Here is a 25,891-nt window from a genome sequence, read left to right as displayed (position 1 = left end):
ACAATCGGATGAGTGTTAAAAAACTCATCGGCTACCTGCACCGCTGGCTCGGATTTGCATCCGGGCTGGTGGTGTTTGTGGTCAGCCTGACGGGCTGCATTTTTGTCTTTGAGGAGGAACTGTACGCTATTTTCCACCGCGATCTGGTTTACGTAACCACGCCCGGAACCAAAACCGTATTGCCGGTTGCCGTTTTAAAAGCCAACGCTCAGAAAGCACTGGGACCGGAAGCTGAAATCAACTCCGTCAACATCTTTTCCGAACCGGACAAGGCTTATGCTTTCGAGGTTTTCCAGAACGACCCGAATCAAGCAGAAGACAGTTTCTGGGACAACACAGGGTTGTTCTGGAAACGGATTTACGTCGATCCGTACACCGGAAAGGTTAATGGGATCATTGACATGCAGTACGAGTTTTTCATCACCGTGCGGGCCATCCACCAGAATCTGTACATCAACCCCAAAATAGGGAGTCCGCTAGTGGGTTCGGCAACCCTTATTTTTATGGTTATGCTGCTTTCGGGACTGGTTTTGTGGTGGCCAAAAAACAAAGCTGCGGCCAAACAGCGGTTTTGGTTTCGCTGGAAAGACAACACGAAATTGAAACGAAAGAACTACGACCTGCACAACATTCTTGGCTTTTATGTACTGACTCTTGGGTTGTTCATCGGACTGACCGGTATTGTCTGGTCATTCAAATGGTGGGAAAATACCGTATTCAGGCTATTGGATGGCCGGGTTACTCAATTTGCGTACCCGCCCCCTCCGGTGGCTTCTTCGGTACAAAATCCGGGAACGTTTGATCGGATACTGGAAAAAATGATGGTTCAACATCCCCAATTTTTACGGATTTACCTGTCCGAAAACAAAGCAGAGAATTTCATGATTGCGGCCGTGAACAACCCCAGCGAAGACTTGTGGACGCATTATAGCTACTCTTATTACGACCTCTCGACCGGCCTGGAGTACGCCCGCTTACGGCATGAAGACAAAACCCGGGGCCAGAAATGGCGGAACAGCAATTACGATTTGCACACGGGTAAAACCTTGGGCTACCCCGGAATGATCCTGGCGTTTCTGGCCAGCCTGATCTCGGCCAGTTTACCCGTTACCGGTTTTTACATCTGGTGGGGTCGGCGTAAAATCACGAAAAAGAAAGGCAGAAGTCAGGCTTCCGTAAATCGGAAAATCGCCGGCTAAACGATCTTATTTCACTTCGCCCGCCGTCGGTCGCCGACCGGTTTTGGCCCATTGCCGCAGCTGATCAAATACCGTTCCGGTTTGCTCCGGCGTGAACTTGCAATGGCCCTGGCCGTCCGTAAATTTCATGACGAACAGTTGATCGTTGCCGGCCTGGCGAACAATGGCGTCGTAGGCGGTTCCGATTTCGGGCGGAATCAGTTCGTCGTAAGTCGTGTGAACCAGGAGCACCGGATCGGTGATTTGGCCACTAAACGCGGTATACGGGCCTAGAAACGACCGGGATTTGGGCTGAGCTGTAACCCGGATAACTTTCCGGTTGACCAGTGCATCATCCGGAAAACCACCGTACAGCCCATTGGTATTGTCGAACGGATTTCCACCCGCTTGCTGGCTGATGTCGCGGTAGATTTCCTGAAAAAACCAGAGTACGCTCGGTAAATCGGGATATTTAACGGCAAAGCGTCGGGCAAACTGCTGGCCGGTTAGCGAGTCGGTGTGCAGCGCCTTCCCGATCACATCCGGTGCCGTGGGTTTGCCGGTGCCGGTCGCCAGTTTCGGTAGGTCCAGCGTGTTGGGATAAAGGGCGTCGAAGGTGACCAGCATGGTAAAGAGGTGATTTTGCAGCGATGGGTACAAGTGCCCCGAAATTGGACAAAACGGCAGTGCGCCCTGGTAATGCTGCGGGTATTTTTCGATGGTTGCCAGCGTAATCATGCCGCCCATCGAATGGCCCGTGATGAAAGTACTGTCGGGCTGACGGTATTTTTTGACAAAATATTGTCGCAATGCTTCCGAATCGTCTACCCCTTCCGAAACCGCCCAGCCCTGCCGCCGGTAGGCCGACTGCGCTACGGCAAACCCTTTTTTCAGGAAAGGACTGAGCCAACTGCCGCTCAAATTGCCCCGTTTATTACCTATTGTTTCATAACCGTGGGCGTAGATGAGCAGGAGCCGGGGCTTGCCGGACGCGCCCCAGCCCGCCGGAAAGTCGATCCGGTAGCGTGCTCCGCCAATGGTGCCGGTATCGACCCGAGCCACGGAAGCCGGTTGGCCTAAGGCCGTCATTGTCAGGCAAAGAAGGAGAAATACAAGAGTCAATTTCATTTTCTTTCGAGGGTAGGAAATGTAATCGAGTTAGCAGAACGGTTTGAGAAAAGCAAGCCCTTTTCGGAAAAGAAATGTTTATAGCCTAACCGGCACCTTTTTTACTTGAATGATTGTTCTACAACAATAGAACTTTGATTGATAATTAAGACAGCGATGAATTTAAGTGTGTTAGATCAATCGCCCATCCGGAAAGGCAGCACCGCGCGCGAAGCCTTGCAGGAAACGGTGGCGTTGGCCAGGCTGGCGGAAGAGCTGGGTTATACCCGTTTTTGGGTTTCCGAACACCATAACGTAACTTCTTTGGCCGGTACAACGCCCGAAATTCTGATTGCCCACCTGGCCGGGCAGACTCAATCGATCCGCGTGGGGTCGGGCGGGGTAATGCTGCCGCATTATAGCGCGCTGAAAGTAGCCGAAAATTTCCGGATGCTGGAAACGCTGTTTCCCGGTCGCATCGACCTGGGGATGGGCCGCGCGCCCGGCGGTGATCGTGTGACGGCCAGTTTGCTGAATCCAACCAATACGTTCAATGAACAGGATTTGGTGCAACAACTGTTTGATTTACAGAATTATCTGAATGACCGGTACGCGCCCGGAAGCGCTCAGGCGAAAGTTCGGGCCATGCCGATACCGCCTTCGGTGCCGGAGCAATGGTTATTGAGCTCGTCGGGGCATAGCGGAGTGCTGGCGGCTCATTTCGGCATGGGTTTTTCGTTTGCTCATTTCATCAATCCGCACGGCGGACCGGAAGCGGTGCAGAACTACCGCACACGGTTTCAGCCGTCCGAGAACCTGGAACAACCGCAGGCCAACGTAGCCTTTTTTGTGTTTTGCTCCAATGATCCTGAAACCGTCCACCGGCAACAGGCCATGATCGACTACCGGTTTTTGCAGTACGAAACCCGTGGTCGGGTCGATCCGTTCGATTACAATGATATCAAAACCGTTGATTATTCGCTGGCCGAAGAAGCGCGGATTCAGCACAACCGGCAGCGCATGGTGATGGGCAATGCGGAAGAAGTGAAAAAACAACTGCTGACTTACGCTGATCGCTATGAAGTCGATGAGATTATGCTCGTCAATGTAGCCTCGGAACTGGAAGAACGGCTGGAATCGTACCGGTTGCTGGCTGAGGTGTTTGAACTGAAAAGCGTAGTGGTTTGACGTTTACGATTCACGGGTTATAGTTCACGGTGGCTGATGCATTAAATGGATGAGTGCATCAGCCACCGTGAACTATAACCCGTAAACTTATTTCTTTTTGTAAGCGATCCGGAAAATGGTTCCGCCCAGATCGTCAGATACATAGAGGGAACCGTCGGTGCCCTGTGCGAGTCCGCAGGGGCGGTGCTGAACCGGACCGGTTGGCTTGGCCAGATCCGTTCCGGCAAAATTGTCGGCAAAAATTTCCCAGGCGCCAGACGGTTTTCCGTTTTTGAACGGCACAAACGCAACCAGGTACCCTTTTTTCAACTCTGCCGATTGACTGTGAAACGCAATGAAGGCGCCGTTCCGGTATTTCTCGGGAAACATCGTTCCGGTATAAAATAACAACCCGTTTGGACCCAAATGCGCGGGGAAAGCCGCCACCGGATTCATGGTTTTTTCACCACCGGTTTTCTTGCCATCGCCCCCGTATTCCGGGGCCAGCATTTTCTTTTTCTGGATGTGGTCGTAGTAGATGTAGGGCCAGCCAGCATCTCCGCCTTTTTTGAGTTCGTACATTGTTTCGGCGGGGAGCTCGTTGCTGTGCTGAGCGGTATAGTACTGCGGGTAAAAGTCGTGGAACTTGCCCCGACCGTGCTGCATCACAAACAACGAGTTTGTTTTCGTATTCCAATCCAGGCCCACCACGTTCTTTAAACCGGTAGCAAACCGGACGCCATCGGTATACGACTGGTTCAGCCGGTTGGTGTGAAACTGCCAGATTCCGGCCGCCGAATCCAGCAGCGGACATGGCATTAGACCTTTGCCGGTGCCGGCTTCGCGGCAGGCATCGTTATCGGAAGCAATGTTTACGTAAATCATCGACTGGTTATCCACTGCAATCGATTTGGATTGATCACGCTCTTTGACGCGCAGTCCGGAAATGATTTTTTCCGGCTGTTCCGGCTGGACTACTTCTCCCTTGTCGTTCAACTCATACCGATACACGTCACTGTTGGAAGACGCGTACAGGTAATTATCCTTGATAAAAATGCCCGTTCCGGGATAATCGCCAAAACCGGTTATTTCATCAATTTTACCGTCTTTGTTCGTGTCGCGAAGCCGGTAAATACCCTTGCCATCTTTCAGTTTTGCCAGTTTGACGTATAGATCGCCGTTTTTGCCAACTGCCATATGCCGGGCTGCGCCTATTTCATCGGCCAGAACGGTGGCCGAAAAGCCGGCCGGAAGCTTGATGATTGCCGGATCAACGGTTTTTGGTTTTTTCTCGGAAATGGGTGTATTGTCGTTTGCCTGGACCGCTGTAAGGCCGCCCAACGTACCAATCAGGCAGATAGCCCGAAGAAAGTATCTTTTCATCGAAAGGTTTAGTGAGTAAAAAGGGAACCGGAACCTAAAGATTGCTAATTTCTCCGTATTTTGGCAAAATCTCCCGGTAAAATCATACTTTTCCTAAAAACATGCGCTTAAATCGCCGAAATTTTCTTCACCAACTGGGGCTCGGTGTAGCCGGGGTCGGTTTGCTCAGTGGGCTACCCGGTATCGTTCCGGCAGCTCCGTTTCGCTCGTTTCAACTGCCAAGAAGTTTGCCCGAAGCCCAGGGCGTGTCGTCGGCAGGACTCTTGAACTTTGTGAATGCGGTTGAAACGGGCAAGCTCAATCTGCACAGCCTGATGGTCGTACGGCACGGCAAGGTGGTGGCCGAGGGCTGGTGGGCACCGTATGCACCCGCGCTGAAACATACGCTCTATTCGCTCAGTAAAAGTTTTACGTCGTCGGCCATCGGCATGGCAGTTGCCGAGAAGAAACTGACGGTGGAAGACAAGGTAGTTTCTTTCTTTCCGAACGAGGTTCCGGCCACCGTTAGTCCCAATCTGGCGGCCATGCGTGTGAAAGATTTGCTGATGATGGCGACCGGCCACGACAAGGATTCAACCGGTTCGCTCCGGTCTGATCCGGACAACAACTGGGTGAAAGCCTTTCTGGCGCAACCGGTGGAACACGAGCCGGGAACGTTTTTCGTTTACAACAGCGGAGCCACCTACATGCTGTCGGCAATCATCCAGAAAGTAACCGGCCAGAAGCTGGTTGATTACCTGAAACCCCGGCTGTTCGATCCATTGGGCATTGAGGGGGCCGACTGGGAAACCGATCCGAAAGGTATTGATACCGGTGGCTGGGGGCTGCGCGTGCGAACGGAAGACATTGCCAAATTCGGCCAGTTATACCTGCAAAAAGGCCTGTGGAACGGCAAACAATTGCTGCCCGCAGCCTGGGTTGAGGAGGCTACGAAATTCCAGATTCAGTCGAAAGGCGGTTCGCGGCCCAAGGAGGAAAACGACTGGCTGCAAGGCTACGGTTATCAGTTCTGGCGCTGCCGCAACGGCGCGTATCGGGGCGATGGAGCTTTCGGGCAGTATTGCATCGTTCTGCCCAGGCAGGACACCGTGATTGCCATCACCAGCGAAACCGGCAACATGCAGGGCATCCTGGATGAGGTCTGGAAGCATATTTTACCCGCCGTTCAGTCGGAAGGCGCTACGGCTCAGGCAACGGGCCCGTTGAAGCAGAAACTGGCGTCGCTGGTGTTGCCGATGCCCACCGGACAAATCATGTCGCCAACCAGCACCCGGGTGTCGGGAAAATCGTACCAGATTGCGGAGAATACGTTGGCGATCAAAAAAGTATCCCTGGTATTTCAGAAAGATGCCTGTGTTTGCACCTTGCAAGACGACAAGGGCGAGCACCGGGTAACGTGCGGTTTGGGCAGCTGGAAAACAGGCGATACCGATTTATCGACCGTACCACTGAAACTGGTTGCCACGTCGGGACCAAAAGAAGCCCGAACAAAAATTGCCGGGAGCGGGGCCTGGACCAACGAAAATACGTTTACGATGACCTGGCGGTTTATCGAAACTGCGCATTATGAAAACGTAATCTGCCGATTTTCGGGTGATGATCTTCAGGTAGAATTCCAGCGGAGTCTGGCGGTTATAGCCAATGCCAAAGACGATCGCCCGGTTCTGGAGGGGAAACTACTGACTACCGTTTCGCAGGGAAAATAAAGAAACAATGTCAAAAGAATCCGCTGAATAACAGTTGGTTATAGGCGGATTCTTTTGGTGGCAGATTGATAAAGCGGAGGGGGACTTGATTCGCCGGAGCTAGATTTCCGTGAAGTAAAAGCCCCAGGCTCGTTTTGACTGATCCACTTTTACCAGAATAGTGTGTTCTCCTTTCTCCATCGGTAAGGTGATCAGGTCCTGATTAGGCTCGGCTTTGCGGGCAACCGGGCGGTCGAGCACCAGCCTGCCGTCAATCCAGACCCGGACACCGTCATTGCTGCCAACGCCGAACTTCATGGTTTTCGCTTCCGGGAGGATTAGGTTGCGTTGGGCGTAGGCCACCACCTCTTCGGTGGGCTTGAAAAGTTTGGTGAAATCCATATAGCCGGACGTTTTATCTTCGTGCTGCTGCCACTTTACCGGGGTGCCGCCCCGGCCTTTGTACACCTGTTTCCGATCCAGCGACTTCTCCGGCGAAAACGGTGTAACCAGCCCTTTGCCGTCCGAATTGTCAAAAGGGCCAATGACCCACCAGTCGGAATAGTAGGTCGACGCATTTTCGACCCTGGCAATAAAGTTGTTCAGATTGCCGTACGTTTGCGGCATGTCGCCAATGGCCTTGATCTGGTGCCGGTTGATGAGCGCCTTGAAATGCGCCATTGTTTTCGGCATGTCGGTCTTGCTCAGATAAGCCGTTCCACCAATGGAATAGAAATACAGTTTGGTGTACAGAATGGGAAGATAAGCCAGCTCCACCCGCTTGGTCAGGCTGGTATCGCCAGTTGTGGCTTTGAAGGCCTGCTGAAACAGGCTGTCGGCTCTCTGGATGGTTGGCAGCCCCAAATAGTTAACCTCCAATGGTTGCGACCAGATGCTGAAATGGACGCTGTCGGTTTTTACCTGATCGTGCATCAGCCTGATATAACGGCTCATAAAAGGGGCTGCTTTACCGTATACATTCTCCACAAATTCATCAATCAGTGCCTGGGAGTCACGGTCTGGGTTCCACAACAGCTGGGCGATGACCCAGGCCCGGAGTTCAGAGAATTCTCCTCCGCCGTTGTCCGGAACGTTGTTGCCCTGGGCAAACATGCCTTCTACTCCGCGGTCGGCGTACCATTTGATGTCGTTTTTAAAGCTTTCAAAGTTGGGGAAGGGCATCAGGTACTGCGAAAAGTCGGTGTAATAATCCCAAATCGAAATTCGTCGCGCAATTTTTTTCCATTCATTGAAACGGTCCCGAAACGGTTTGTGGTTATCGCATCCTTCCATGGAATGCGCCGAGCAATAATTGTAGTGGCACAAACGGATGGTGACATTGTCGGCGGGCCGAATCGTTTTGGGAGGAACTTCAGTGTAGGCGTAGGCAAACGTCTGGATTTTGACATTTGGATGGATCTTTCCGACAGTATCTGCAATCTGGTTAACAAAAGTCAGCAAAGACCCCGCCGGGCTACCTTCCCGGTCGTCGATGGCCTTGCAGGATCGACACGTGCAGTAGCCTTCTCCATCGCTCTGATCAACTGAAAAAACGTTTACCTCGGGGTGCTCCTCAATCCATTTGAATACCTGCGCGGTTGCAATCCGGCGCACGTCGGGGTTGGTCAAACAAAGCTGAATGTGTTTGCCGGGGAGCCGCTTTCCATTCACTTCCGCAAAATACTCGGGGTGGCTCGCAAAGTACTTCTCCGACGGGACCAAATTCATCGCCGTATGGGCAAACGGGTACGTGATGTAGCTTCCGCCCAATGAATCCGGAATGGGCGTAAGGCTGGGGTTAAGGCGGTTGTGCATCGCCCATTCCGGATTATATGCTTCTCGGTACCAGGCTTCGCGGTACACAAAAGCGGGTTTCTGGCGATCGTCTATTTTGGGTAGCAACACGGTTTGCTGTTGGGGCGTTTTAACCACTTCGCGCGTATACCAGCGGCAGTGCAGGTGATCTGACAAATACCCGATGACGCCGTACAACGTACCTCTTGTGCCACCACCGGCAATGAGGAGCCGGTCTCCATCGGAGCGGATCAGGTACTCTTCGCTGGCAAAATCGGTAGGCTGAAGTCCCCGGAGCAATTGTTCAGGTGCACCCGCGAAACCCACATAGATCAATTTGGCTTCCGGCTTGGTTTCGTGCGTGATTTCAAGCGTACAATTACTGACTTTTTGCAGGTATTTCTGTAGTTCCGAAGCCGCCAGTTGCTCCGGTTTCGACGCCCGGTCGGATACAAAAATTTTATACTCACTTTTGCCGTCAGAAATCAATTTGCTGCCGGAGGAACAGCCCAGCGTTAGCAGCGCCAGAAGAAGAGCTAGATACTTCATCAAGAAAGGAGGTTAGGGAATTTTGAAGCAATACGGTTTTGCACCGAATGCCGTACGGTATTGGGCCGGTTTAATTATAAGGAATACGGTTTTCGTTCTACTTTGGGCTATGCTGCCAATGGCAAAATTTCAACGAAAGAGCCGCGTACGCCAGCGCAATGGCGTCGGAATGAAGCCAGGAGAAGGAATATGAGAGCGGTTTTCTCAGCAATAACCGCCGATTGTTGCTGAGAAAACCGTATGCGTTCAGTTAAAAATAAGCCTTAATGGCTTTGGGGTAGTCGGCGAAGGCCAGCTCGGGTTCGGCAATTTCGGGGTGCCACATTTTTTCCCATTCCAGGCTGTAATACCCGGTGTAACCACCTTTTCGTAAAGCACCAATGGCTTCCTGAAGGGGCGCTTCCCCCTTGCCGAGGAAGGTGTATTGCGGTTTTCCGTCGACCCGGCGGCCATCTTTCAGGTGTACGTGCCGGATGTACTTCCGTAAGGTTGAATAAACCTCAGCGGGTGGTTCTTTGGTTACCGACCACATGTTGTAAATATCCCAAATGAGGCCCACATTAGGGTTTTCTGCCTGTTTCATGATGCGCAACAGCACATCCTTCCAGATCACTTCACCGTGCGATTCGAGCAAAACCGTCACGTTACTGCCTTTGGCGTGCCGCGCCAGTTCCAGCAATCCATCGCTGATAAGATTAATCGTTTGCTCACGGTCCTGATCCTTCGGCAAATCGTTGGGAAAAACCCGCACGTAGGGGCACGATAACGCGTGGGCCAGGTCGATGAATTGCCGGGCTTCATCCAGGTTTTTCTGCCGTTTGGTCGTGTCGGCGTGGTGCAGGGCTGTCGAAGCACCCAGGTTACAGATTTTGAGTTTGCTATTGGCAAACTTGGCGCGGGTTTCGGCAATACGGGCCGGGCTGCCAAACTCCGGGCATTTCGGCAGGAACAGTTCGCCCTGAATACCCCGGATTTCGATGGCTTCGTACCCCTCGGTAACGGCGGTTTTGATGATCTGCTCCAACGGCCATTTGGGGCAACCCAGCGTTGAAAAAGCCAGGCGCGGTTTGGCTTCCCGGGCGGAGAATCCCAGCATCGTAGCGCCAGCCAGACCCAGCGTAGTTTGGAGAAAAGTTCTGCGGGTAGTCATAAATGAATTGTTTATCACGTTGGGAGTCGAAGACACGAAGTGTGCAAACCGTTACCTTTTGGTGTAAAAGCAGTAATTTCGCCAAATTACTGCTTTCCTGCTGCGAAAGAATTCGCGATTGAGATCATCACCGGAAAAGCGTCAGTTTTCCACCAGCAATTTGACAGTCTGACTTTGTTCGGTCGTGGAAAACCGTAGTAAATACAAGCCCGGAGCGGTTTTCAGGCTCACGGGTGTGAGAGCCAACGGCGGACCGGAATACGACCGGCTGAATACCGCTCTTCCCAGATTATCCAGAATTTCCAGCCGTCCGGATCGGAAACCCGTGGGCCACTCGATCCAGAAGGTGCCTTTTCCGGGATTGGGATACACCTTAATCGAGCCAATAGCCGGTTCTATTGCCGTAATCAGCATAGGGTCTGAGTCGCTGGAACAGCCCTGTTGCGTAACGCGGACGTAGTAGGTTCCGGCCCCCGGGCTGCGCAGAACCTGACGGGTCGAATCCGGCAGTGGCTGACCGTTTCGGTACCATTGATTTCCGGTCAGGCTGCTCGACCGGAAACCCTCACTGTCGAGCGTAACCGTCGGTTTGGGTGGCTTGGCCCTGAACGTCAGCGTAACGTAGGCCGAAGCTGGTCCTGCCAGATTACCCCGTTTGGGAATCACCGCAACCGAGGCATTTTGTCTGTAAACCCGCGTGTTGCCGGTGGTGGTGACCGATGAACCGTTGGGGGTTAACCAGGTGTAGGAACTGAAATTTTCGGGCGCCTTAACCACCAGGCTATCGCCCTCGCAGGCCGGGTTGGTTCCCGTAACGATCAGCACCGGCTGCTCAATCCGGACCGAAGCCGGGTTCGATACCGCCGAACAGCCGTCCTGGGACACCCGAACGGTGTAATCCCCCAGCAGGAAGGCCGTCACCGTATCCTGGGTTGTTTCCCGCCAGCGTTCGTTGTTGATAAACCAGCTAAAATCGGAGAACTTTCCCGTTGGCGTGACCCGCAGCCGAAACCGGTCGGGCAGGAGGTCCACCGTTAAAACCGGCTTCTCGGGACCCGGTTTTGCCGTAACCGTAACACCCTGACTGGTGCTGGCTTCCTGACCGCATTGTTTGGCTTTGGCCGTGTAAAAACCGCTCTGGGTTATGGCCAGGCTGCTGCCGGTCGCGCCGTTGATTTCCTGCTCGTTACGAAACCAGCGGTAATCGGTTAAATTGGTCGGTAAAGTCAGTGTTGTGGTATCACCGGGACACAACGAGAACGAACCGGTTGTTGAGATTGCCAGCGGTTCGGTATTGGAGCATTGAGGTGGATCGAGCAGCAGGAGCGGGTCGCCCAGCAGGTATTGGGAGCTGTTGCAATCAAAACTGTACCGATAGGCATCACTGACATAGGCTCCTTTGGCCAGCTCATTGAAGGTTTGCTTTTCTTTAAAGGCATCCAGCAAGGGCGAGTCGGTTTCGTACGAAGTAATCCCGATTGGTACTGAATAGGCTTTTACAAACAGTGTATTGCCTTTGTTCAGGTAGGTACCGGCCAGATAATCCTGGGTATCAGCCGCACCGACCGAACAGGAGTTGAAATCGAAGAGTAACGTATTAAGCTTCTCCAGGTCATTGATTTGCGCGGTTCCGATGCCAAAATAATGCTGGTGAGGAGTGCCGTGTCCCATGTAATAGACAATTTCGTAGGAGTTGCTGCTCAACTTTTTCAGGTAATCTGTTCGCCAGGCTTCGTCATCAGCGTGGTATTCGGAGCCGTATTTTTGGGCAACATGAATCGTATCGTTGTTTTTCCAGCGTCCGGTGAGTTCTTCCACTTTTTGCGGGAAACTGCCGTCGTACCGGAACGTATCGGCGAAGAGGACTTTGCGGTCAAATTTGAGTTGCCCCGTTTTATACCGGTGCAGTTTATCGAAATACCGCAAAATGTATTCTTTCGCTTCTTCATCCCGGGTCGGGATCACGGCCCCGTAGGAAACATCGAAGGCCGAGGACTGAGAGTACGTTGAAGCCATGTTGTCGAGTATGGGATCCGTGCCGATCTCCAGGTACTGGCAGCCATAACGCCGGTTCAGGAAGACATTTTCCTGCTTGTCAAACGGGTAATCCTGCGTCAGAATTTTAGCGTAAACACCAAGGCTGGAAAGGTGGGAAACGCCATTCGGAACTTCCTGATTGGTTATTGGATCAAGGAGGTAAGACCGTAGGTAGGTAGGGGCATTACGGCCAATAAAAAATAAATAATGCAACGGTGCTGCTGAATCGAAATACAGCTTTTTGATGTGCTCGTAAAGTTTGCCTTTATCAGCCGGATCAATAGAAAGGTCATAGCGTTCAAAGACGAGGCTCTGATCGGCCCGGATTGCGTCGGCCTGATAAACTGCAAGGGCCTGATTGACCTTCGAATCTGTTGCATACTGTTTATCCACCACCAGTAGTACTTTTTTAGGAGTGATAGCAGCAGGTCCGGTTTTGTACTGCCCAGTTGCCAAAGGATCACCCGTGCAGCCGCTCCAGTGAGTCAGTTGAAAATAAAAATCGGTATTTTCTTTTAACCCGCCGACGGGGATCTGCATGGTTCGGGAGGCTTTATCGACGGCGGTACTGGAAATGAAGATGACTTCGGCAGGCGCTCTGAAAGCATCTGACATTCTGATGTGCAAGGTAAACCAGCTGCGGCTATTCAGCACGATGTCATCGCCAAAAGTAATCAGAACGGTAGCCGTGTTGGAGGGTCGTCTTGGGTCAGCCGAAACGGAAATGACGGTTGTCGATGCTTGCCGGATCGTGGAAAAACGAGATTCTTTATTGCTGTGAATCTGGTAAAAACCGTTCGAATCCAGGCGAGCAGAATATGATTGGCCAAAAACCAATGAGGTGGCGAAGAGCAGTACAAAGCAACAACACAAGCTACGTCGAAAACCGCGGCTTTGTTGGAGAAAGATGGATTGGGGTAAGGATAGCGGTATCATGACGATAAGACGCCGATCGGGTGTAAAGGGTTGGATAACAAGGGTATAAAAGGTTGAGTTTGCCCGTGTCTACCCAACGCCCCGGTGTTATATCCGAAAAGGCACCCTGCGCTCCTTACTGCTGGCTATTTTGGATCAGCGTGACATAGAACCGGATCATGGTTTTGTAATCATTGAGGCTAATGCGTTCGTTGGTGCCGTGGATGCGCTTCGTATCTTCGTCGTTCATGGGGGTGGGCGAAAATCGGAAAATCTGCGGACACACGCGGGCGTAAAACCGGGAGTCGGTGCCGCCCAGTGTCAGATACGGCGTGACAATCGTCTCCGGAAAAACACCTTTGATGGTTCGGTGAATGCGCTCAAACCCAAACGCCGTGGGGTCGGAAATGGGAGAGGGCTGGCTGATGAATTTCCGCAGCACCTTCACCTGAATCCGGTCATCGTCGATCACTTCTTTCACCCGTTGTTCCACGGATTCTACGGTTTCGCCGGGCAAAATCCGGAAGTTGATGGTGGCCGTGGCATCGATGGGTAACACATTGTCTTTAATGCCCGCCTGAAAAATTGTGGGTGCCGTTGTGGTCCGCAGTGCTGCATTGCCGGAATTCGACTGCGCCATAATCCGGCTGATCAACGGCGCGAACAGCCACTGGTTCGCAAAAACGATTCGCTGGCCCAACGGCATTTCAGGACCGATGTACGTAAACATGCGATCCAGGCCGGCATCCAGTCGGGCCGGAAAAGGATTTTCCTCCAGTTTACTCACCGCGGCAGCTACCAGCCCAATGCTGGTTTGTGGGGGTGGCATTGAGGAATGTCCCCCTTTGCTCACGTTAGTCAATTCAATGCTGGCGTACCCTTTTTCGCCAATGCCGATCAGCGCGACGGGTTTGCTGAGGCCGGGAATACCGTCGGTTTTCAGCACACCGCCTTCATCCAACACGTATTCCAGCGTAATTTTGCGCCGTTCGAGTTCGGCCGCAATGGTCTGTGCCCCCCGAAAACCAGTTACTTCTTCGTCCTGCCCATACGCCAGCAGCATGGTTCGTTCGGGCTGAAAACCAGTTCCGAGGAGCCATTCAACGGCTTCGAGCTGAGCCAGTACGCTGCTTTTGTCGTCGAGTGTTCCGCGACCATATAGAAAACCGTTTTCAATCAGGCCCGCAAACGGCGGTTTTTTCCAGAGCTGCTGGGTGCCCTGAATAACCGGAACCACGTCGTAATGGCCCATGAGCAAAACCGGTTTCAGCGCCGGATTGCGCCCTTTCCATTCGTACAGCAAACCGTAGCGGTTGAACGTTTCGCGTTGGAGCTGGCGATGAATGCGGGGAAAAGATTGTTGCAGCAGCGTCAGAAATTTTTCAAACTGCGTGGTATCCGTCAGCGTATAATCGGAATAGGAAACCGTGCGCAGTTGGAGGGTTTTCACTAAGCGCCCAATGGCTGAATCGCCCACCAAAACGGTGGGAGCAGGTGGTACGTCGGTTAGCTGCTTCGACGAAAACCGAAGCATGTTGATCAACAGAATACCGAGCAGGACCAGAAGCCCCAAAGCGAACCAGCGGAGTCTTTTCATAAAGCTAGATCATACCCCGCGCTTTTAATTCGAGGTATTTATTAACGGTGTCGGCAGTCAGGTTCTGCGGAGCGGTTAGAATGGCCTGAATACCGTATTGTTGTAATTCTTTGACAATCTGTCTTTTCTCGTAATAAAATTTCTCGGCAATGGTTTTCTGGTACACTTCCTCCGTGGTGCTGGCCGGCGTGTCCAGCAGTTTTTTTAACTCGGTATTTTCAAAGAAGACCACAATCAGCAAATGTTCTTTGGCCAGCCGACGCAGGTAAGGCAATTGCCGGTGGAGGGCGTTAACGGTCTCAAAATTAGTAAAAAGCAGCAGCAGGCTCCGCTGGCGAATGTGATGACGGATGTTGGCGTAAAGGGCTTCATAATCGGACTCCAGAAAGCGGGTTTTCTGCCGGTATAAGGCCTCCTGAATTTTTTGCATGTGGCCCGGACGGCGTTCGGCAACGACCAGTTGGCCAATCCGGTCAGAAAACGTCAGCAGCCCGGCGCGATCCTGTTTAAGCAGGGCGATGTTGCTCAACACCAGCGACGCATTGATGGCGTAATCCAGCAAACTCAGACCCGCAAACGGCGATTTCATCACGCGGCCCTTGTCGATGAGGCAGTAAATAGCCTGCGATTTTTCGTCCCGGAACGAGTTCACCATCAGGTCGCTGTGCCGGGCAGTGGCTTTCCAGTTGATGGTCCGGACGTCGTCGCCCCGGTTATAAACCCGGACCTGCTCAAATTCCATGCTGTGCCCCAGCCGCCGAACTTTTTTGATGCCCACTTCGGATAAGCGGTTTGAAATGGCCAGTAATTCATACTGCCGCATTTGCAGGAACGACGGAAAAACCGCAACGGTTTTATCCTGCGAAAACCGGTAGCGCCGTTTCAGCAACCCCAGGGTGGTGAGGGCGTACACGTTCACGGCCCCGAAGCTGTATTCTCCCCGCTTGGTCGGCCGAAGTTCGTAGCGTAAGGTCTGGGTTTCATGCGGTTGCAGCGTTGTGGTGAACAACACATCCCGTTTTTGAAACTGAAACGGTATTTCGTCAATGACCTCTACCTGCACCCGAAACGGATAACGATTTTCCAGGTAAATAGCCACGGGGTTCTCGTCGCCATTCGAGAGTCGGTCGGGCAGTTCACGCCGGGCAAAAAAAGCCGGTTGTGCGTTCGATTTTCGGAATAACATTATTCCATCGAACAGGCACAGAACGACAAAAACCGCCAGGGCCAGTTTTGCGAACGGAAAAAGCACTGGAAAAACGTATGCCGTGATGAAGAGCAACACAAAACCGATCAGTACCAGCCAGACCCGAACCGAGACGTAAAGGGCGCGGAAGACACTCATCGGGGCACCTCGATCTTCTGAACCACCTGCGCAATAATCTCATCCGCCGTGCCGCCTTCCATTTCGCGTTCGGGCGTCAGCAGAACCCGGTGGCGCAGGATCGGTACGGCCAGCTCCTGGATGTCTTCCGGCGTTACAAAATCGCGGCCCCGGAGAGTCGCCAGTGCCTTGGAGCTGTTCAGCAGCGCCACCGAAGCCCGGGGTGATGCGCCCAGGTACAGCGATTTGCTGGAGCGGGTGTTCTGCACAATCTGGGCGATGTATTCGAGCAGGTTGTCTTCGATGTGCACCCGGTGAACCTGCGTACGCAATGCCTGCAGTTGGTTGGCCGTCAGCGTCGGTTGAACGGCCTCGACGGCATCGGCCAGGCTGCGCCGTTCGTGGTGGCCTTTCAGAATATTGATTTCTTCCAGAATGGTCGGATAGCCGACTACCACTTTGAACAGAAACCGGTCGAGCTGGGCTTCGGGCAGCCGGTAGGTTCCTTCCTGCTCGACGGGGTTCTGCGTGGCCAGGACCAGAAACGGATCGGACAAAGGGTACGTGACGCCGTCGTTGGTGGCCTGCCGTTCTTCCATCACCTCGAACAACGCTGCCTGAGTTTTGGCCGGGGCACGGTTGATTTCGTCGATTAATACGATGTTGGCAAAAATTGGTCCCTGGCGGTATTCGAACTCGGTGGTTTTCGGGTTGAAAATCGATGTTCCCAGCACGTCGGACGGCATCAGATCGGGCGTAAACTGAATCCGACTAAAATCCACCGAAATGGTTTTGGCCAGCAGTTTGGCCATCAGCGTTTTGGCCACGCCGGGAACGCCCTCGATCAATACGTGACCGTCGGCCAGCAGCGCCGTCAACAGTAAATCAATGGTCTGGTGTTGGCCGACAATGACTTTGCCGATCTCGGTGCGGATGGCTTCGACCGCGTTGTTCAGTTCGGTTAAATCCAGACGGTTTTCGTAGGGAGACATGGTGGGAAATCGGAGTTACGCTTTCGCAGTGGTGTAAAAATTTTCAATTAATTCGTTCAGGCGGAGCAGGTCGTATTCGCTCATAACCTGCTGCTGGGAAAAGGCGATCTGGCGAAACAGCGCCTGAACATCTGACTCCGGAACGCCACTTTTTCGGGCCAGCAGTTGCTTGAATTCCTCGTCCGGATGGGCCGTATTGAGTCCAAATTGTTCTCGAACATACGCCAGAAAATACTGAATCTTTTTCTGGGCGAGGTTGCTGTGGTCGGCCCGCTGGAAATACAGGCGACCGACGGTTTGAACAAATTCCAGCGAGGTATTTTTCAACGGTTCAATCACTGGAATGATGCGTTGGGTTCGCTTGCCCGCAAAAATAAGGTACAGCAGCAGACCCACAACCGTTAGGTAGTACGCCCAGATCAGGGGCGGCTGGGTCAGAATGTACCGCAGGAGCGACTGTTCGTTTTCGTTGAAACGTCCTTGTTTCTGGTACTCGTCCCAGTAGGTTGGCTGGGCGGGCAGGTACGACAGGGCTTTGTACGCATAATCGGCCGTTGCCGAATCCAGAACGTAAAAGTTGGTAAAGGCAATGGGCAGGTTGTGAATGTAAAAATGGCCTTTGCCGTACCGGATTTTCAGGAAAATAGGTTCGTTCCGGGCGTTTCGGCCCAAAACCGTTATGTCGTTGGCTTGAGTTGGGGTGAGGAAATTGCGCCCATCGTCGTGCCGGAACCGGTAGTCCGTACGGTTTTTCAGAGCCGGGTTTGTAAAGTTCATGCCCAGGGTGGTATCACTCAGCGAAGGCGCTTTTAGCTCGGCCCGAAAACCCAGCTGCTTTGTCAGCGAATCCGGAAATTCGTAGGCCGACAGAAAAACCGTATTGCCTCGCTGGACGTATGTTAGAAGCTTTTCCCGGTCAAACCGGGAGAGTTTCAGCGACTGGCAAACGAAGATGTAATTGCTTTGGGCAGGTAGCGTGCTGTCTGAAAGGTGGTTGTAAACGGGTAGGCGCAAGGTCGTTACCGATTGCTGATTCATCAGATCCGGCAGCAGTTCGAATAGCACTTGGGTACCGAACGGAATCTTGTCCTGGTTGATGTAGGTTGGGTTCCAGTCGATGCGTTTTGGGCGGTAATACTCGAACAACCCGTAGGCAACGAGGGTAATGAGCAGAAAAAAGAAGTATTTATTCGGTTTCAAACGGTATCGGTTTATCACCGGCAGGAAATCAGGACGGTATGCCCGTGTTCCGGCGGCTTCTGATGGCTTACGAATAGCGGTTCACCTGCAAGTTATAACAAGTTAGAAACCTGCAACCAAGCATTTTTTTATAACTTTCCCACTTTCTATATAAATGCACTGATTTATGAAAAAAATCTTATGGATCATCGGTCTTCTTGCGGTATTGGTTTTGGTGGGTTACTGGGGCCTTCGTTCGTACACCAAATCAGCGAGCCCGGAGGCTACTGCCGAAATTAACCAGAATGGCGTTCAGGTGAAAGTAGAATATTGTCAGCCGTACAAAAAAGGACGTAAAATTTTTGGCGACCTGGTACCGTACGGTGAGGTCTGGCGGACGGGTGCCAATGAAGCAACGGTTATTACGCTGGATCAAAATGTGACCGTGGCCGGGCAGCCATTGGAGGAAGGGAAATATTCGCTTTGGACCATCCCGTCGGAAGGCAACTGGATGGTTATTTTTAACCGCGAAACGGGTCAGTGGGGTACAGATTATGACCAGACGAAAGACGCGCTGCGGGTGCCGGTTCTCACCCGGAAACGCAATGCTGCCGCCGAACAGTTTTACATCAGTTTTGCCCCGCAACCGGGGGGATCTGATATGCTCCTGGCTTGGGATGAGACCGAAGCCGTAGTGCCGATTCGAGCGCGGAAGAATGAATAGAGTACCAAAGAAAGGGCGTAGAAAGCCCAAGGCAGCGGGATTCGCGGTATGGAATCGTTCCCCGCTGCCTCTGGTTGTTTTGTTCGGTTTGCTGGGGTTCGTCCGGATTGGCTATGCCCAGTCACTGCCGCTTAGCCCGCGGATTGCCAATTATCAAATTGAAGTTCAGCTTGATATCCACGCCAAGCAACTGACGGGGAAAGAGACGCTGGTTTGGAAAAACCCGTCCAATGAAGTGCTATACGAATTGCAGTTTCACCTGTACCTGAACGCGTTCAGGAATGCAGAATCGACCTTCATGCGCGAGTCTGGGGGGCAGTTGCGCGGTGAAGCCATTGACCCGGGGGACCAGGAAGCATATGGTTGGATCGATATCCTGTCGATGAAGGCCCGCGCCCGGGAAGCGGCTCCGGCCGAGAATCTGACAAATCAGTATCAATTCATTCAGCCCGATGATGGTAACCGGGCCGATCAGACGGTTATTCGGGTACCGCTGAACCAGCCGCTTCGGCCAGGGCAAAGCATTACGCTGGATATAAACTTTCGGGCCAAATTGCCCAAACTATTCGCCCGGACGGGGTATAGCCGCGATTTCTTTCTGGTGGCGCAGTGGTTTCCCAAAATCGGGGTTTATGAACCCGCCGGAACCCGCTACCAGGCTCCGGGTACCAAAGGCCGCTGGAATTGCCACCAATTTCACGCACACTCCGAATTTTACGCAGATTACGGTGTTTACGACGTAACCATTACAGCCCCCCAAAACTTGGTAATTGGAGCAACGGGTTCGTTGAAAAGTGAACGAAAACGGACCAACGGAACCAAAACCCTCCGCTGGCGCGCCGAAGATGTCGTCGATTTTGCGTGGACAGCTTCGCCGGATTTTTTGGTTTTCGATGATCGCTGGCAACATGTTGCCATTCGAGCCCTGATGCATCCGGAACACGCCAGCCAGACCCGGCGTCATATCGACGCGGCCAAACTAGCACTCGCTTATTTTGATAAACACCTGGGTCGGTATCCTTTTGCGACCTTGACCATCGTGGACCCGCCCGTCTGGGGCTTGGGGGCCGCGGGGATGGAATATCCTACGTTCATTACCGCCGGAACCAGCTGGGGGATGCCCACGGGGGTACGCCTTCCGGAGCAGGTCGTTATTCATGAGTTTGGACACCAGTATTTTATGCAATTACTGGCCACCAACGAATTTGAAGAAGCCTGGATGGATGAAGGCTTTAATCAGTATTACGAAGGCCGGATCATGGACGAAACCTACGGGGCAAACTCATCGCTGATCGACCTGTTTGGGTATCGGATGGGCAATCTGGAAGCATCGCGGGATTATTACGTTCATCTCGACCATCCGGCGGTAGCACCTTCTTTTGGCAATGTATGGCAACTGCCCGAAGCCTACGTGGGAGAACTGACGTACTTTAAGCCGGCCACCTGGATGCGGACGCTTGACGGGCTGGTGGGGCGGCCCGTGATGGATGAGATTATGCGGACGTATTTTGAACGCTGGAAATTCAAACACCCGAATGCCCGGAATTTTATTGCGATTGTCAATGAAGTTGTGGGCAAACGGCTTGGAAACCGGTACGGAGCCAACATGAACTGGTTTTTTGATCAGGTCCTCTACGGCGATCAGGTTTGCGATTATGCGCTGCATTCGGTGCAAAACCATCCACAGATTGGCGCGTACCGTTCGACCATTACGGTTTACCGGCACGGAGATGCGCAGCTTCCGGTTGAGGTTCAGGTGCATTTTGAAGATGGCCGTGAACAAGTCCTGCGCTGGGATGGAAGGGCCCGGATGCATACGTTCGCCGTTACAAAATCCAGTCCGGTCGAGTGGGCACAGGTCGATCCCCAGCAAAAGATTTATATTGACACCAATCTGAACAACAACAGCTTCACGGTTCAACCATCCACGAGTCCGGCGGCAAAATACGCAACTAAACTGATGTTCTGGGTACAGAACTGGATGCAGTGGCTGGCCTGGCTGGTGTAGCTATCTCCATTAAAATACTAGACGGTTTTTGGTAATATGGTATTGGTCAAGGCGTTTAAGCTGGCGCTGCGGTCCTGGCGCATGGTATTCTGGCTGTATGGCGTTAATTTTTTAATCGGATTACTAATGCTGATACCCGCTTACACCACCTTCCGCCGGGAGGCCGGTTCGTCGCGGGCGTTTCTGAAACTGCTGGAAGGATTCGATTACACGGTTTATGCGGATTTCATGCACAACAGCAAATCGGCTATGATGCCTTTCCTGACCATTGGTTTCTGGTTTGGCGTGCTGTATTTGTTTCTCAGCTTGTTTTTTTCGGGCGGTATTCTTCTGAATCTATTGCCCAATCGTCAACAGCCGTTTCGGGTGAGCTGGTTTCTGGCGGCCAGTGTTCAAAATTTCGGACGGTTTTTTCGCCTGTTGCTGTGCGTGGGCGGTTTTATTTTTTTGGTGGCTTTGGGCGGGCTTTGTATTGGCGGACTGGGCGCCATCATCCTGAGCGAAATGGTCAACGAAGAAACCATGATCTATTTTCTGTTGGCTTGTTTCTCGCTGGTTGCCATGCTGTTTTTGCTCGCGGTTTGCGTGGGCGATTACGCCAAGATACTGCTGTTTCGTCAAGACCGAAAGCGGGCTTTGGCGGCTTTTAGGCAGGCCATACGCTTCGTTTTGAGCAATTTTTGCCAAACAATTGGATTTTATTTGCTTCTGGTGAGTATGGCAGGGGGATGTTTTGCTATCTACTTCCTGGTAGCGTCCTGGCTCGTTACGCACGGCTGGACGGAAATTGTTCTGCTGTTCCTGATTCAACAGGTCTTTATTTTTTTGCGTGTTTTTCTAAAAGTCTGGACGCTGTCAGTAGCCATGACGGTTTTCTCGCACCAGGAGCCGCAACAATTTATCGGGACTAGTAACCAGTAAGTGGCAATAGACACTACCTTTGTAAAATAAGCTGATCTAATTTGGTTAAATCAATACCGAACTATTTATTGTTTTTCCTAAATCCCTTTTTACCAAACGAATGCAATCGACAGTTCCTCCTCCGTCAAAAGTTTCTTATAAATCGTTATTTGGGCTTCCGGTTATTGTGGCCGCGTTAGGCTATTTCGTTGACATTTACGATTTGTTGTTGTTTGGCATCGTGCGCGTCCCGAGCCTGAAAGACCTCGGGTTGAACGACGCCCAGATTTCCAGTGTTGGTGCCAACATTATCAACTGGCAAATGGGTGGCCTGCTCATTGGCGGGATTCTCTGGGGCGTTCTGGGCGACAAACGAGGGCGGCTTTCGGTATTGTTTGGTTCTATTCTGACTTATTCGATTGCCAATATTGCCTGCGGTTTTATTGATCGGGTCACGTTCATGGACCCCACCGACTACTACGCCCTGATGCGGTTCGTTGCGGGCGTTGGTCTGGCCGGTGAGCTAGGGGCCGGAATCACGCTTGTGTCGGAAGTATTGCCCAAACAGCTGCGGGCAATCGGTACCTCGTTGGTAGCTGGTGTTGGGCTGTTTGGAGCTGTATTCGCTTATTTTACCGTTGAGTTATTCAACTGGCAGAATGCCTTCTTCGTCGGTGGAGCGATGGGCATCGGCTTGCTGCTGTTGCGGGTTGGCGTGATTGAATCCGGTATGTTTACCGAAGTGGCGGAGCAGAAAGGGGTCGAGAAAGGAAACTTCTTCGCTTTTTTTACAAATCGGAGCCGTTTTTCCCGCTACATGAAATGCATTGGTATCGGCCTGCCAACCTGGTTTGTGATCGGTATTCTGGCTACGTTCAGCAATGAATTTGGAACCGCATTCGGCATTACCGAGCCCGTTAAACCGGGACTGACCATTATGTGGTGCTACGTTGGCCTGGCCTTTGGTGACCTGGCCAGTGGAGTCATCAGCCAGGGGCTGCGATCACGCAAGCAGGCGGTGGCGCTATTGATGGCCTTTACGCTAGTGGTGAGTCTGGTTTATATTTTCATCATGCCAAAAACCGTCACTGGTTTGTACATGTACTTCCTGGCAATGGGCTTTGGAATCGGTTACTGGGCGATGTTTGTAACCATTGGCGCCGAGCAATTTGGCACCAATCTGCGGGCAACGGCGGCTACAACCGTGCCGAACATGGTTCGGGGTATGGTGATCCTGATGACTAGCCTGTACACGTACCTCAAACCGTCGATCGATGTCATCAATGCCGGCGTTATCGTTGGGATTTTGAGCTTTGCCATCGGTTTTTATTCCATTCTGACCATTCCCGAAACGCACGGTAAGGATTTGAATTATTTAGAAGAATAAAGAGCAGGGCAGGAGAGGAATGCCGCTTCTGCCCTGTTTTTTCGCTTCCTCTTTTCTTCCTCTGACCATGACTGCTTCTTCCGGGTCTTTCCGACTGCTGTTTTCGCTACCGGTTATTGTAGCTGCGTTGGGTTATTTCGTCGATGTGTACGATTTGCTGCTGTTTAATATTGTTCGGGTCCCGAGTCTGAAAGATTTGGGACTGGATGACAAACAGGTGTCTGTCATTGGAGGAACGGTGCTGAACTGGCAACAGGCCGGATTACTGCTGGGGGGAGTTTTGTGGGGCATCCTGGGAGATAAGCGGGGGCGGCTTTCGGTATTGTTTGGCTCCATCATTACGTATTCAGTGGCCAACATTGCCTGCGGTTTTGTGCAGGATGCAGACACGTACGCGCTGCTGCGGTTTGTGGCGGGGCTGGGGCTGGCGGGCGAACTGGGCGCAGGCATTACGCTCGTTTCCGAAATCCTGCCGAAAGAACTCCGGGGTTACGGCACCTCGCTGATTGCCGGTGTTGGCCTGTTTGGGGCCGTCGTTGCGTATTTTACCGTAGTGCTGTTCGACTGGCGGACCACTTATTTTATTGGGGGTGGTTTGGGATTGCTGCTACTTTTGCTGCGGGTTTCGGTTTTTGAGTCGGGTATGTTTTTAAAAATAAAAGATCAAACCGTTCAGCGGGGTAACTTCTGGTCGCTGTTTTCCAACTCAACACGGCTGATCAACTATTTGCGATGCATGGGCCTGGCGGTGCCTACGTATTTTGTGATCGGTATTCTGGCTACGTTCAGCAACGAGTTTGGCAAAGCGCTCGGATTGGCCGATCCAATTGCGCCGGGCCGGGCGGTGATGTTTACGTATATTGGCATGGCGGTCGGTGATTTGGTGAGCGGTCCGTTGAGTCAATGGTTTCGGTCGCGTCGGCGGGCGATCGGAGCGCTGATGAGCATGAACCTGCTTTTTGTCGGTATTTATCTCTTCGGCGGTATTTCATCGGTTCCCGTATTTTATGCCGTTTGCGTTGGGCTGGGTTTTTCAATTGGCTACATTGCCCTTTTCCTAACGGTATCGGCCGAGCATTTTGGCACCAACCTGCGGGCCACGGCCACAACTTCCATCGCTAACAACGTTCGGGCGACTACCCTGCTGACCATTCCGCTTTTTCAATCGCTCAAGCCTTCCGTTGGTGTTGTTTATTCGGCTGCTTTCGTAGCACTGCTTTGCTTTCTTATCAGCTTCTGGTCGCTGGCAACCCTGGAAGAAACGTATGGGAAGGATCTGAATTACGTGGAAAATTAGGTGTCGGTTGACGCGCAATAAAGAAGTCGCTGGCTATAAAAAATAAAGCTGATGGCGGGGTCTTCCGTTAATTTTTTGTAGCCTGTATTTTCAGTTCAGATGCTTCAGAAGCCGTTTATCCTTTTTTTCGGCCACTGCTCCTAACCCTCCGCTCCGGAGGGTGCCGCTTTACATCTTTTTGGTGAATTAGAACAGTGAACAACAAATCTAACGAACACCATGAAAACGATTGTCCGCGCGGCCAATGCTCTTTTGCTGGGCGCCCTTCTATTGGTAGGCACTACTTCTTTTGCACAAACGGTTTCTGAAGTTAAGCCGTTTCAGGTCGCTACGTATCCGTCGGCCAACCCGCTGAAATTATGGATGAATATTCAGAAGAACGACCCCAAAAGCAAAATTACCGTTCGGCTGTTTGATCAGAAAAACCGGGTGGTTTTTGCCGAAACCATGCCTCGGCATCTGGACAAATACCGCCAGCGATTTGATATGAGCCAGATGAGCGACGGCGCTTATACTTTGGAGATCAGCGATGGTACAGAAACCGTTGAGAAGTCATTTCAGGTAAAGACGTCCGGTATTCAGGAGCGTTCTACGCAACGCGTGCTGACCGTTATTCCGGTCAACGAGCGGCTGACGGGCATGTGATCCGTCTTGGTATAGCATATAAATAATCAGCGCAGCGCACTGGGTAATTGGTCGTGAGAAGCAATCCGGCGGGATCAATTATTCATTGCGTGCCCAGTTGGTATACATCGAGGGAGCTACGTGCCGCCGGATCAATTGCGTAGACTCTTCGTCGTATTCGGCCATTCCACCCTGCTGCAAAGCGTATTTTTTCATCTCACCGAGCAGGCCCGAATAATGAACAATGAAATTGGCCAGCCCTTGCTCAACCACCACCCGGACCCGGCTGTTGTTTCGTTTTACGTAAACTTTGGCTTTTTGTGCCTCGGTAACTACGTGGTCGGCGGTATGCACCAACAAGCGAAAACCGATGGGTTGTTGAGCCACATTCACGACAGCTTCGCCTTCCAGCCAGATGTTGCGGTTAGGGCCCGACCAGTCCGAAGAAACCCGAACGCTGGAGTTTTTATTGAGAATGATAAACGAACGGTCGGGTAAGTCTACCCGCATGTGTTGGTCATTGCCAGACTGGTAAATGACGTCGGCGGGTAATTGAGTCTGTCGCAGCAGGCGTATGCTCAATCCCAAAACGATGATACAGCTGACCCAGATAGCGATCCGGATGACCTGATGCCATATCGTACGGTAAAGCGGTATTTCGGGGTCGTTTGGTAAATCTTTGGTTTGCCGGGTAATTCCGGTCCACATGCGCTGCCAGTCTGGTGGTTCGGTACCGACTACCGATGGATTGTGCCATTGTTTCCGCATCAACCCGCGCAGGTGGGATTCATTGTTCGGATTTTGCAGCCAGCCAATCACCCATTGTTCTTCTTCTGGGCTGCATTCATTCCGGACGTATTTATCCAACAGGTCCTCCATCGGTGTTAGGCTGAA

The 25,891-nt window shown here is 52.2% G+C and carries 19 protein-coding genes; 9 read left to right on the top strand and 10 right to left on the bottom strand.

Annotated elements, in window-relative coordinates:
- The first annotated feature begins 8 nt into the window (after positions 1–8).
- Positions 9–1,199: a PepSY-associated TM helix domain-containing protein gene (locus tag ACYVH9_RS17950; RefSeq protein WP_460637771.1), complete on the top strand. Its 1,191-nt coding sequence runs from the start codon at positions 9–11 to the stop codon at positions 1,197–1,199.
- A gap of 6 nt (positions 1,200–1,205) precedes the next feature.
- On the opposite strand, the gene ACYVH9_RS17945 is transcribed toward ACYVH9_RS17950, so the two are convergent.
- Entirely contained in the window at positions 1,206–2,267 is a 1,062-nt protein-coding gene (locus ACYVH9_RS17945) for an alpha/beta hydrolase family protein (protein ID WP_460637770.1), read from the bottom strand.
- Between the two features lie 195 nt (positions 2,268–2,462).
- Between ACYVH9_RS17945 and ACYVH9_RS17940 the strand changes: the two genes are divergently transcribed.
- Positions 2,463–3,473 carry an LLM class flavin-dependent oxidoreductase gene (locus ACYVH9_RS17940; protein ID WP_460637769.1) on the top strand — a complete coding sequence of 337 codons (1,011 nt, stop codon included), beginning with the start codon at positions 2,463–2,465 and terminating at the stop codon, positions 3,471–3,473.
- Positions 3,474–3,560: 87 nt separating this feature from the next.
- Here the strand turns inward: ACYVH9_RS17940 and ACYVH9_RS17935 are convergent, their stop codons facing one another.
- Positions 3,561–4,835 (bottom strand): PQQ-dependent sugar dehydrogenase, encoded by a 1,275-nt coding sequence (locus ACYVH9_RS17935; RefSeq protein ID WP_460637768.1) that lies wholly within the window; start codon positions 4,833–4,835, stop codon positions 3,561–3,563.
- Positions 4,836–4,936: 101 nt separating this feature from the next.
- On the opposite strand from ACYVH9_RS17935, the gene ACYVH9_RS17930 reads away from it, so the two are divergent.
- The gene (locus tag ACYVH9_RS17930) at positions 4,937–6,541 is read left to right on the top strand and encodes a serine hydrolase domain-containing protein (RefSeq protein ID WP_460637767.1); all 1,605 of its coding nucleotides are present in this window, start codon (positions 4,937–4,939) and stop codon (positions 6,539–6,541) included.
- Positions 6,542–6,640: 99 nt separating this feature from the next.
- Here the strand turns inward: ACYVH9_RS17930 and ACYVH9_RS17925 are convergent, their stop codons facing one another.
- The 7 genes from ACYVH9_RS17925 to ACYVH9_RS17895 all read right to left on the bottom strand — a co-directional run bounded on the left by ACYVH9_RS17925 (position 6,641) and on the right by ACYVH9_RS17895 (position 18,078).
- On the bottom strand, positions 6,641–8,863 hold the full coding sequence (locus tag ACYVH9_RS17925; protein ID WP_460637766.1) for a DUF4838 domain-containing protein: 2,223 nt from the start codon (positions 8,861–8,863) through the stop codon (positions 6,641–6,643).
- A 250-nt stretch (positions 8,864–9,113) separates the two neighbouring features.
- A complete protein-coding gene (locus ACYVH9_RS17920; protein ID WP_460637765.1) occupies positions 9,114–10,013 on the bottom strand; it encodes a sugar phosphate isomerase/epimerase family protein in 900 nt (299 codons plus the stop codon).
- Positions 10,014–10,154: 141 nt separating this feature from the next.
- Positions 10,155–12,986 carry a T9SS type A sorting domain-containing protein gene (locus tag ACYVH9_RS17915; RefSeq protein ID WP_460637764.1) on the bottom strand — a complete coding sequence of 944 codons (2,832 nt, stop codon included), beginning with the start codon at positions 12,984–12,986 and terminating at the stop codon, positions 10,155–10,157.
- A 115-nt stretch (positions 12,987–13,101) separates the two neighbouring features.
- Positions 13,102–14,562: a M20 family peptidase gene (locus ACYVH9_RS17910; protein ID WP_460637763.1), complete on the bottom strand. Its 1,461-nt coding sequence runs from the start codon at positions 14,560–14,562 to the stop codon at positions 13,102–13,104.
- A gap of 4 nt (positions 14,563–14,566) precedes the next feature.
- Positions 14,567–15,907, bottom strand: a complete 1,341-nt coding sequence (locus ACYVH9_RS17905) for a DUF58 domain-containing protein (protein ID WP_460637762.1) — start codon at positions 15,905–15,907, stop codon at positions 14,567–14,569.
- Positions 15,904–16,878, bottom strand: a complete 975-nt coding sequence (locus tag ACYVH9_RS17900; protein ID WP_460637761.1) for an AAA family ATPase — start codon at positions 16,876–16,878, stop codon at positions 15,904–15,906. The genes ACYVH9_RS17905 and ACYVH9_RS17900 overlap by 4 nt, the downstream gene beginning before the upstream one ends.
- Positions 16,879–16,893: 15 nt before the next feature.
- Entirely contained in the window at positions 16,894–18,078 is a 1,185-nt protein-coding gene (locus ACYVH9_RS17895; RefSeq protein WP_460637760.1) for a DUF4350 domain-containing protein, read from the bottom strand.
- A 166-nt stretch (positions 18,079–18,244) separates the two neighbouring features.
- Here ACYVH9_RS17895 and ACYVH9_RS17890 point away from each other — a divergent pair, with 166 nt between their 5' ends.
- The 6 genes from ACYVH9_RS17890 (at position 18,245) to ACYVH9_RS17865 (ending at position 25,018) form a co-directional block, all read left to right on the top strand.
- Positions 18,245–18,781 (top strand): DUF2911 domain-containing protein, encoded by a 537-nt coding sequence (locus tag ACYVH9_RS17890; protein WP_460637759.1) that lies wholly within the window; start codon positions 18,245–18,247, stop codon positions 18,779–18,781.
- Positions 18,774–20,789 (top strand): M1 family metallopeptidase, encoded by a 2,016-nt coding sequence (locus tag ACYVH9_RS17885; RefSeq protein WP_460637758.1) that lies wholly within the window; start codon positions 18,774–18,776, stop codon positions 20,787–20,789. Before ACYVH9_RS17890 ends, ACYVH9_RS17885 begins: the two co-directional genes overlap by 8 nt.
- Positions 20,790–20,825: 36 nt before the next feature.
- Complete coding sequence (locus ACYVH9_RS17880) at positions 20,826–21,710, top strand: hypothetical protein (protein ID WP_460637757.1); 885 nt, start codon at positions 20,826–20,828, stop codon at positions 21,708–21,710.
- A gap of 100 nt (positions 21,711–21,810) precedes the next feature.
- Positions 21,811–23,076, top strand: a complete 1,266-nt coding sequence (locus ACYVH9_RS17875) for an MFS transporter (protein ID WP_460637756.1) — start codon at positions 21,811–21,813, stop codon at positions 23,074–23,076.
- 67 nt (positions 23,077–23,143) lie between these two features.
- Complete coding sequence (locus ACYVH9_RS17870; RefSeq protein ID WP_460637755.1) at positions 23,144–24,373, top strand: MFS transporter; 1,230 nt, start codon at positions 23,144–23,146, stop codon at positions 24,371–24,373.
- Positions 24,374–24,592: 219 nt separating this feature from the next.
- Positions 24,593–25,018 carry a DUF3244 domain-containing protein gene (locus ACYVH9_RS17865; RefSeq protein WP_460637754.1) on the top strand — a complete coding sequence of 142 codons (426 nt, stop codon included), beginning with the start codon at positions 24,593–24,595 and terminating at the stop codon, positions 25,016–25,018.
- Positions 25,019–25,096: 78 nt separating this feature from the next.
- Here the strand turns inward: ACYVH9_RS17865 and ACYVH9_RS17860 are convergent, their stop codons facing one another.
- The gene (locus ACYVH9_RS17860) at positions 25,097–25,876 is read right to left on the bottom strand and encodes a FecR family protein (protein WP_460637753.1); all 780 of its coding nucleotides are present in this window, start codon (positions 25,874–25,876) and stop codon (positions 25,097–25,099) included.
- Positions 25,877–25,891 lie beyond the last annotated feature (15 nt).

The sequence above is a fragment of the Larkinella harenae genome, from assembly GCF_054780515.1.
Note: the sequence above shows the minus strand (reverse complement) of the source record. Positions and strands in the feature narration are given on the sequence as shown.

What these genes read in the sequence shown, in the direction of transcription:
- ACYVH9_RS17890 (WP_460637759.1), top strand. Translation starts at nt 18,245, where the DNA reads ATGAAAAAAATCTTATGGATCATCGGTCTTCTTGCGGTATTGGTTTTG.
- ACYVH9_RS17925 (WP_460637766.1), bottom strand. Translation starts at nt 8,863, where the DNA reads ATGAAGTATCTAGCTCTTCTTCTGGCGCTGCTAACGCTGGGCTGTTCC.
- ACYVH9_RS17885 (WP_460637758.1), top strand. Translation starts at nt 18,774, where the DNA reads ATGAATAGAGTACCAAAGAAAGGGCGTAGAAAGCCCAAGGCAGCGGGA.
- ACYVH9_RS17935 (WP_460637768.1), bottom strand. Translation starts at nt 4,835, where the DNA reads ATGAAAAGATACTTTCTTCGGGCTATCTGCCTGATTGGTACGTTGGGC.
- ACYVH9_RS17950 (WP_460637771.1), top strand. Translation starts at nt 9, where the DNA reads ATGAGTGTTAAAAAACTCATCGGCTACCTGCACCGCTGGCTCGGATTT.
- ACYVH9_RS17945 (WP_460637770.1), bottom strand. Translation starts at nt 2,267, where the DNA reads ATGACGGCCTTAGGCCAACCGGCTTCCGTGGCTCGGGTCGATACCGGC.
- ACYVH9_RS17880 (WP_460637757.1), top strand. Translation starts at nt 20,826, where the DNA reads ATGGTATTGGTCAAGGCGTTTAAGCTGGCGCTGCGGTCCTGGCGCATG.
- ACYVH9_RS17930 (WP_460637767.1), top strand. Translation starts at nt 4,937, where the DNA reads ATGCGCTTAAATCGCCGAAATTTTCTTCACCAACTGGGGCTCGGTGTA.
- ACYVH9_RS17875 (WP_460637756.1), top strand. Translation starts at nt 21,811, where the DNA reads ATGCAATCGACAGTTCCTCCTCCGTCAAAAGTTTCTTATAAATCGTTA.
- ACYVH9_RS17870 (WP_460637755.1), top strand. Translation starts at nt 23,144, where the DNA reads ATGACTGCTTCTTCCGGGTCTTTCCGACTGCTGTTTTCGCTACCGGTT.
- ACYVH9_RS17910 (WP_460637763.1), bottom strand. Translation starts at nt 14,562, where the DNA reads ATGAAAAGACTCCGCTGGTTCGCTTTGGGGCTTCTGGTCCTGCTCGGT.
- ACYVH9_RS17915 (WP_460637764.1), bottom strand. Translation starts at nt 12,986, where the DNA reads ATGATACCGCTATCCTTACCCCAATCCATCTTTCTCCAACAAAGCCGC.
- ACYVH9_RS17940 (WP_460637769.1), top strand. Translation starts at nt 2,463, where the DNA reads ATGAATTTAAGTGTGTTAGATCAATCGCCCATCCGGAAAGGCAGCACC.
- ACYVH9_RS17865 (WP_460637754.1), top strand. Translation starts at nt 24,593, where the DNA reads ATGAAAACGATTGTCCGCGCGGCCAATGCTCTTTTGCTGGGCGCCCTT.
- ACYVH9_RS17860 (WP_460637753.1), bottom strand. Translation starts at nt 25,876, where the DNA reads ATGGAGGACCTGTTGGATAAATACGTCCGGAATGAATGCAGCCCAGAA.
- ACYVH9_RS17905 (WP_460637762.1), bottom strand. Translation starts at nt 15,907, where the DNA reads ATGAGTGTCTTCCGCGCCCTTTACGTCTCGGTTCGGGTCTGGCTGGTA.
- ACYVH9_RS17900 (WP_460637761.1), bottom strand. Translation starts at nt 16,878, where the DNA reads ATGTCTCCCTACGAAAACCGTCTGGATTTAACCGAACTGAACAACGCG.
- ACYVH9_RS17920 (WP_460637765.1), bottom strand. Translation starts at nt 10,013, where the DNA reads ATGACTACCCGCAGAACTTTTCTCCAAACTACGCTGGGTCTGGCTGGC.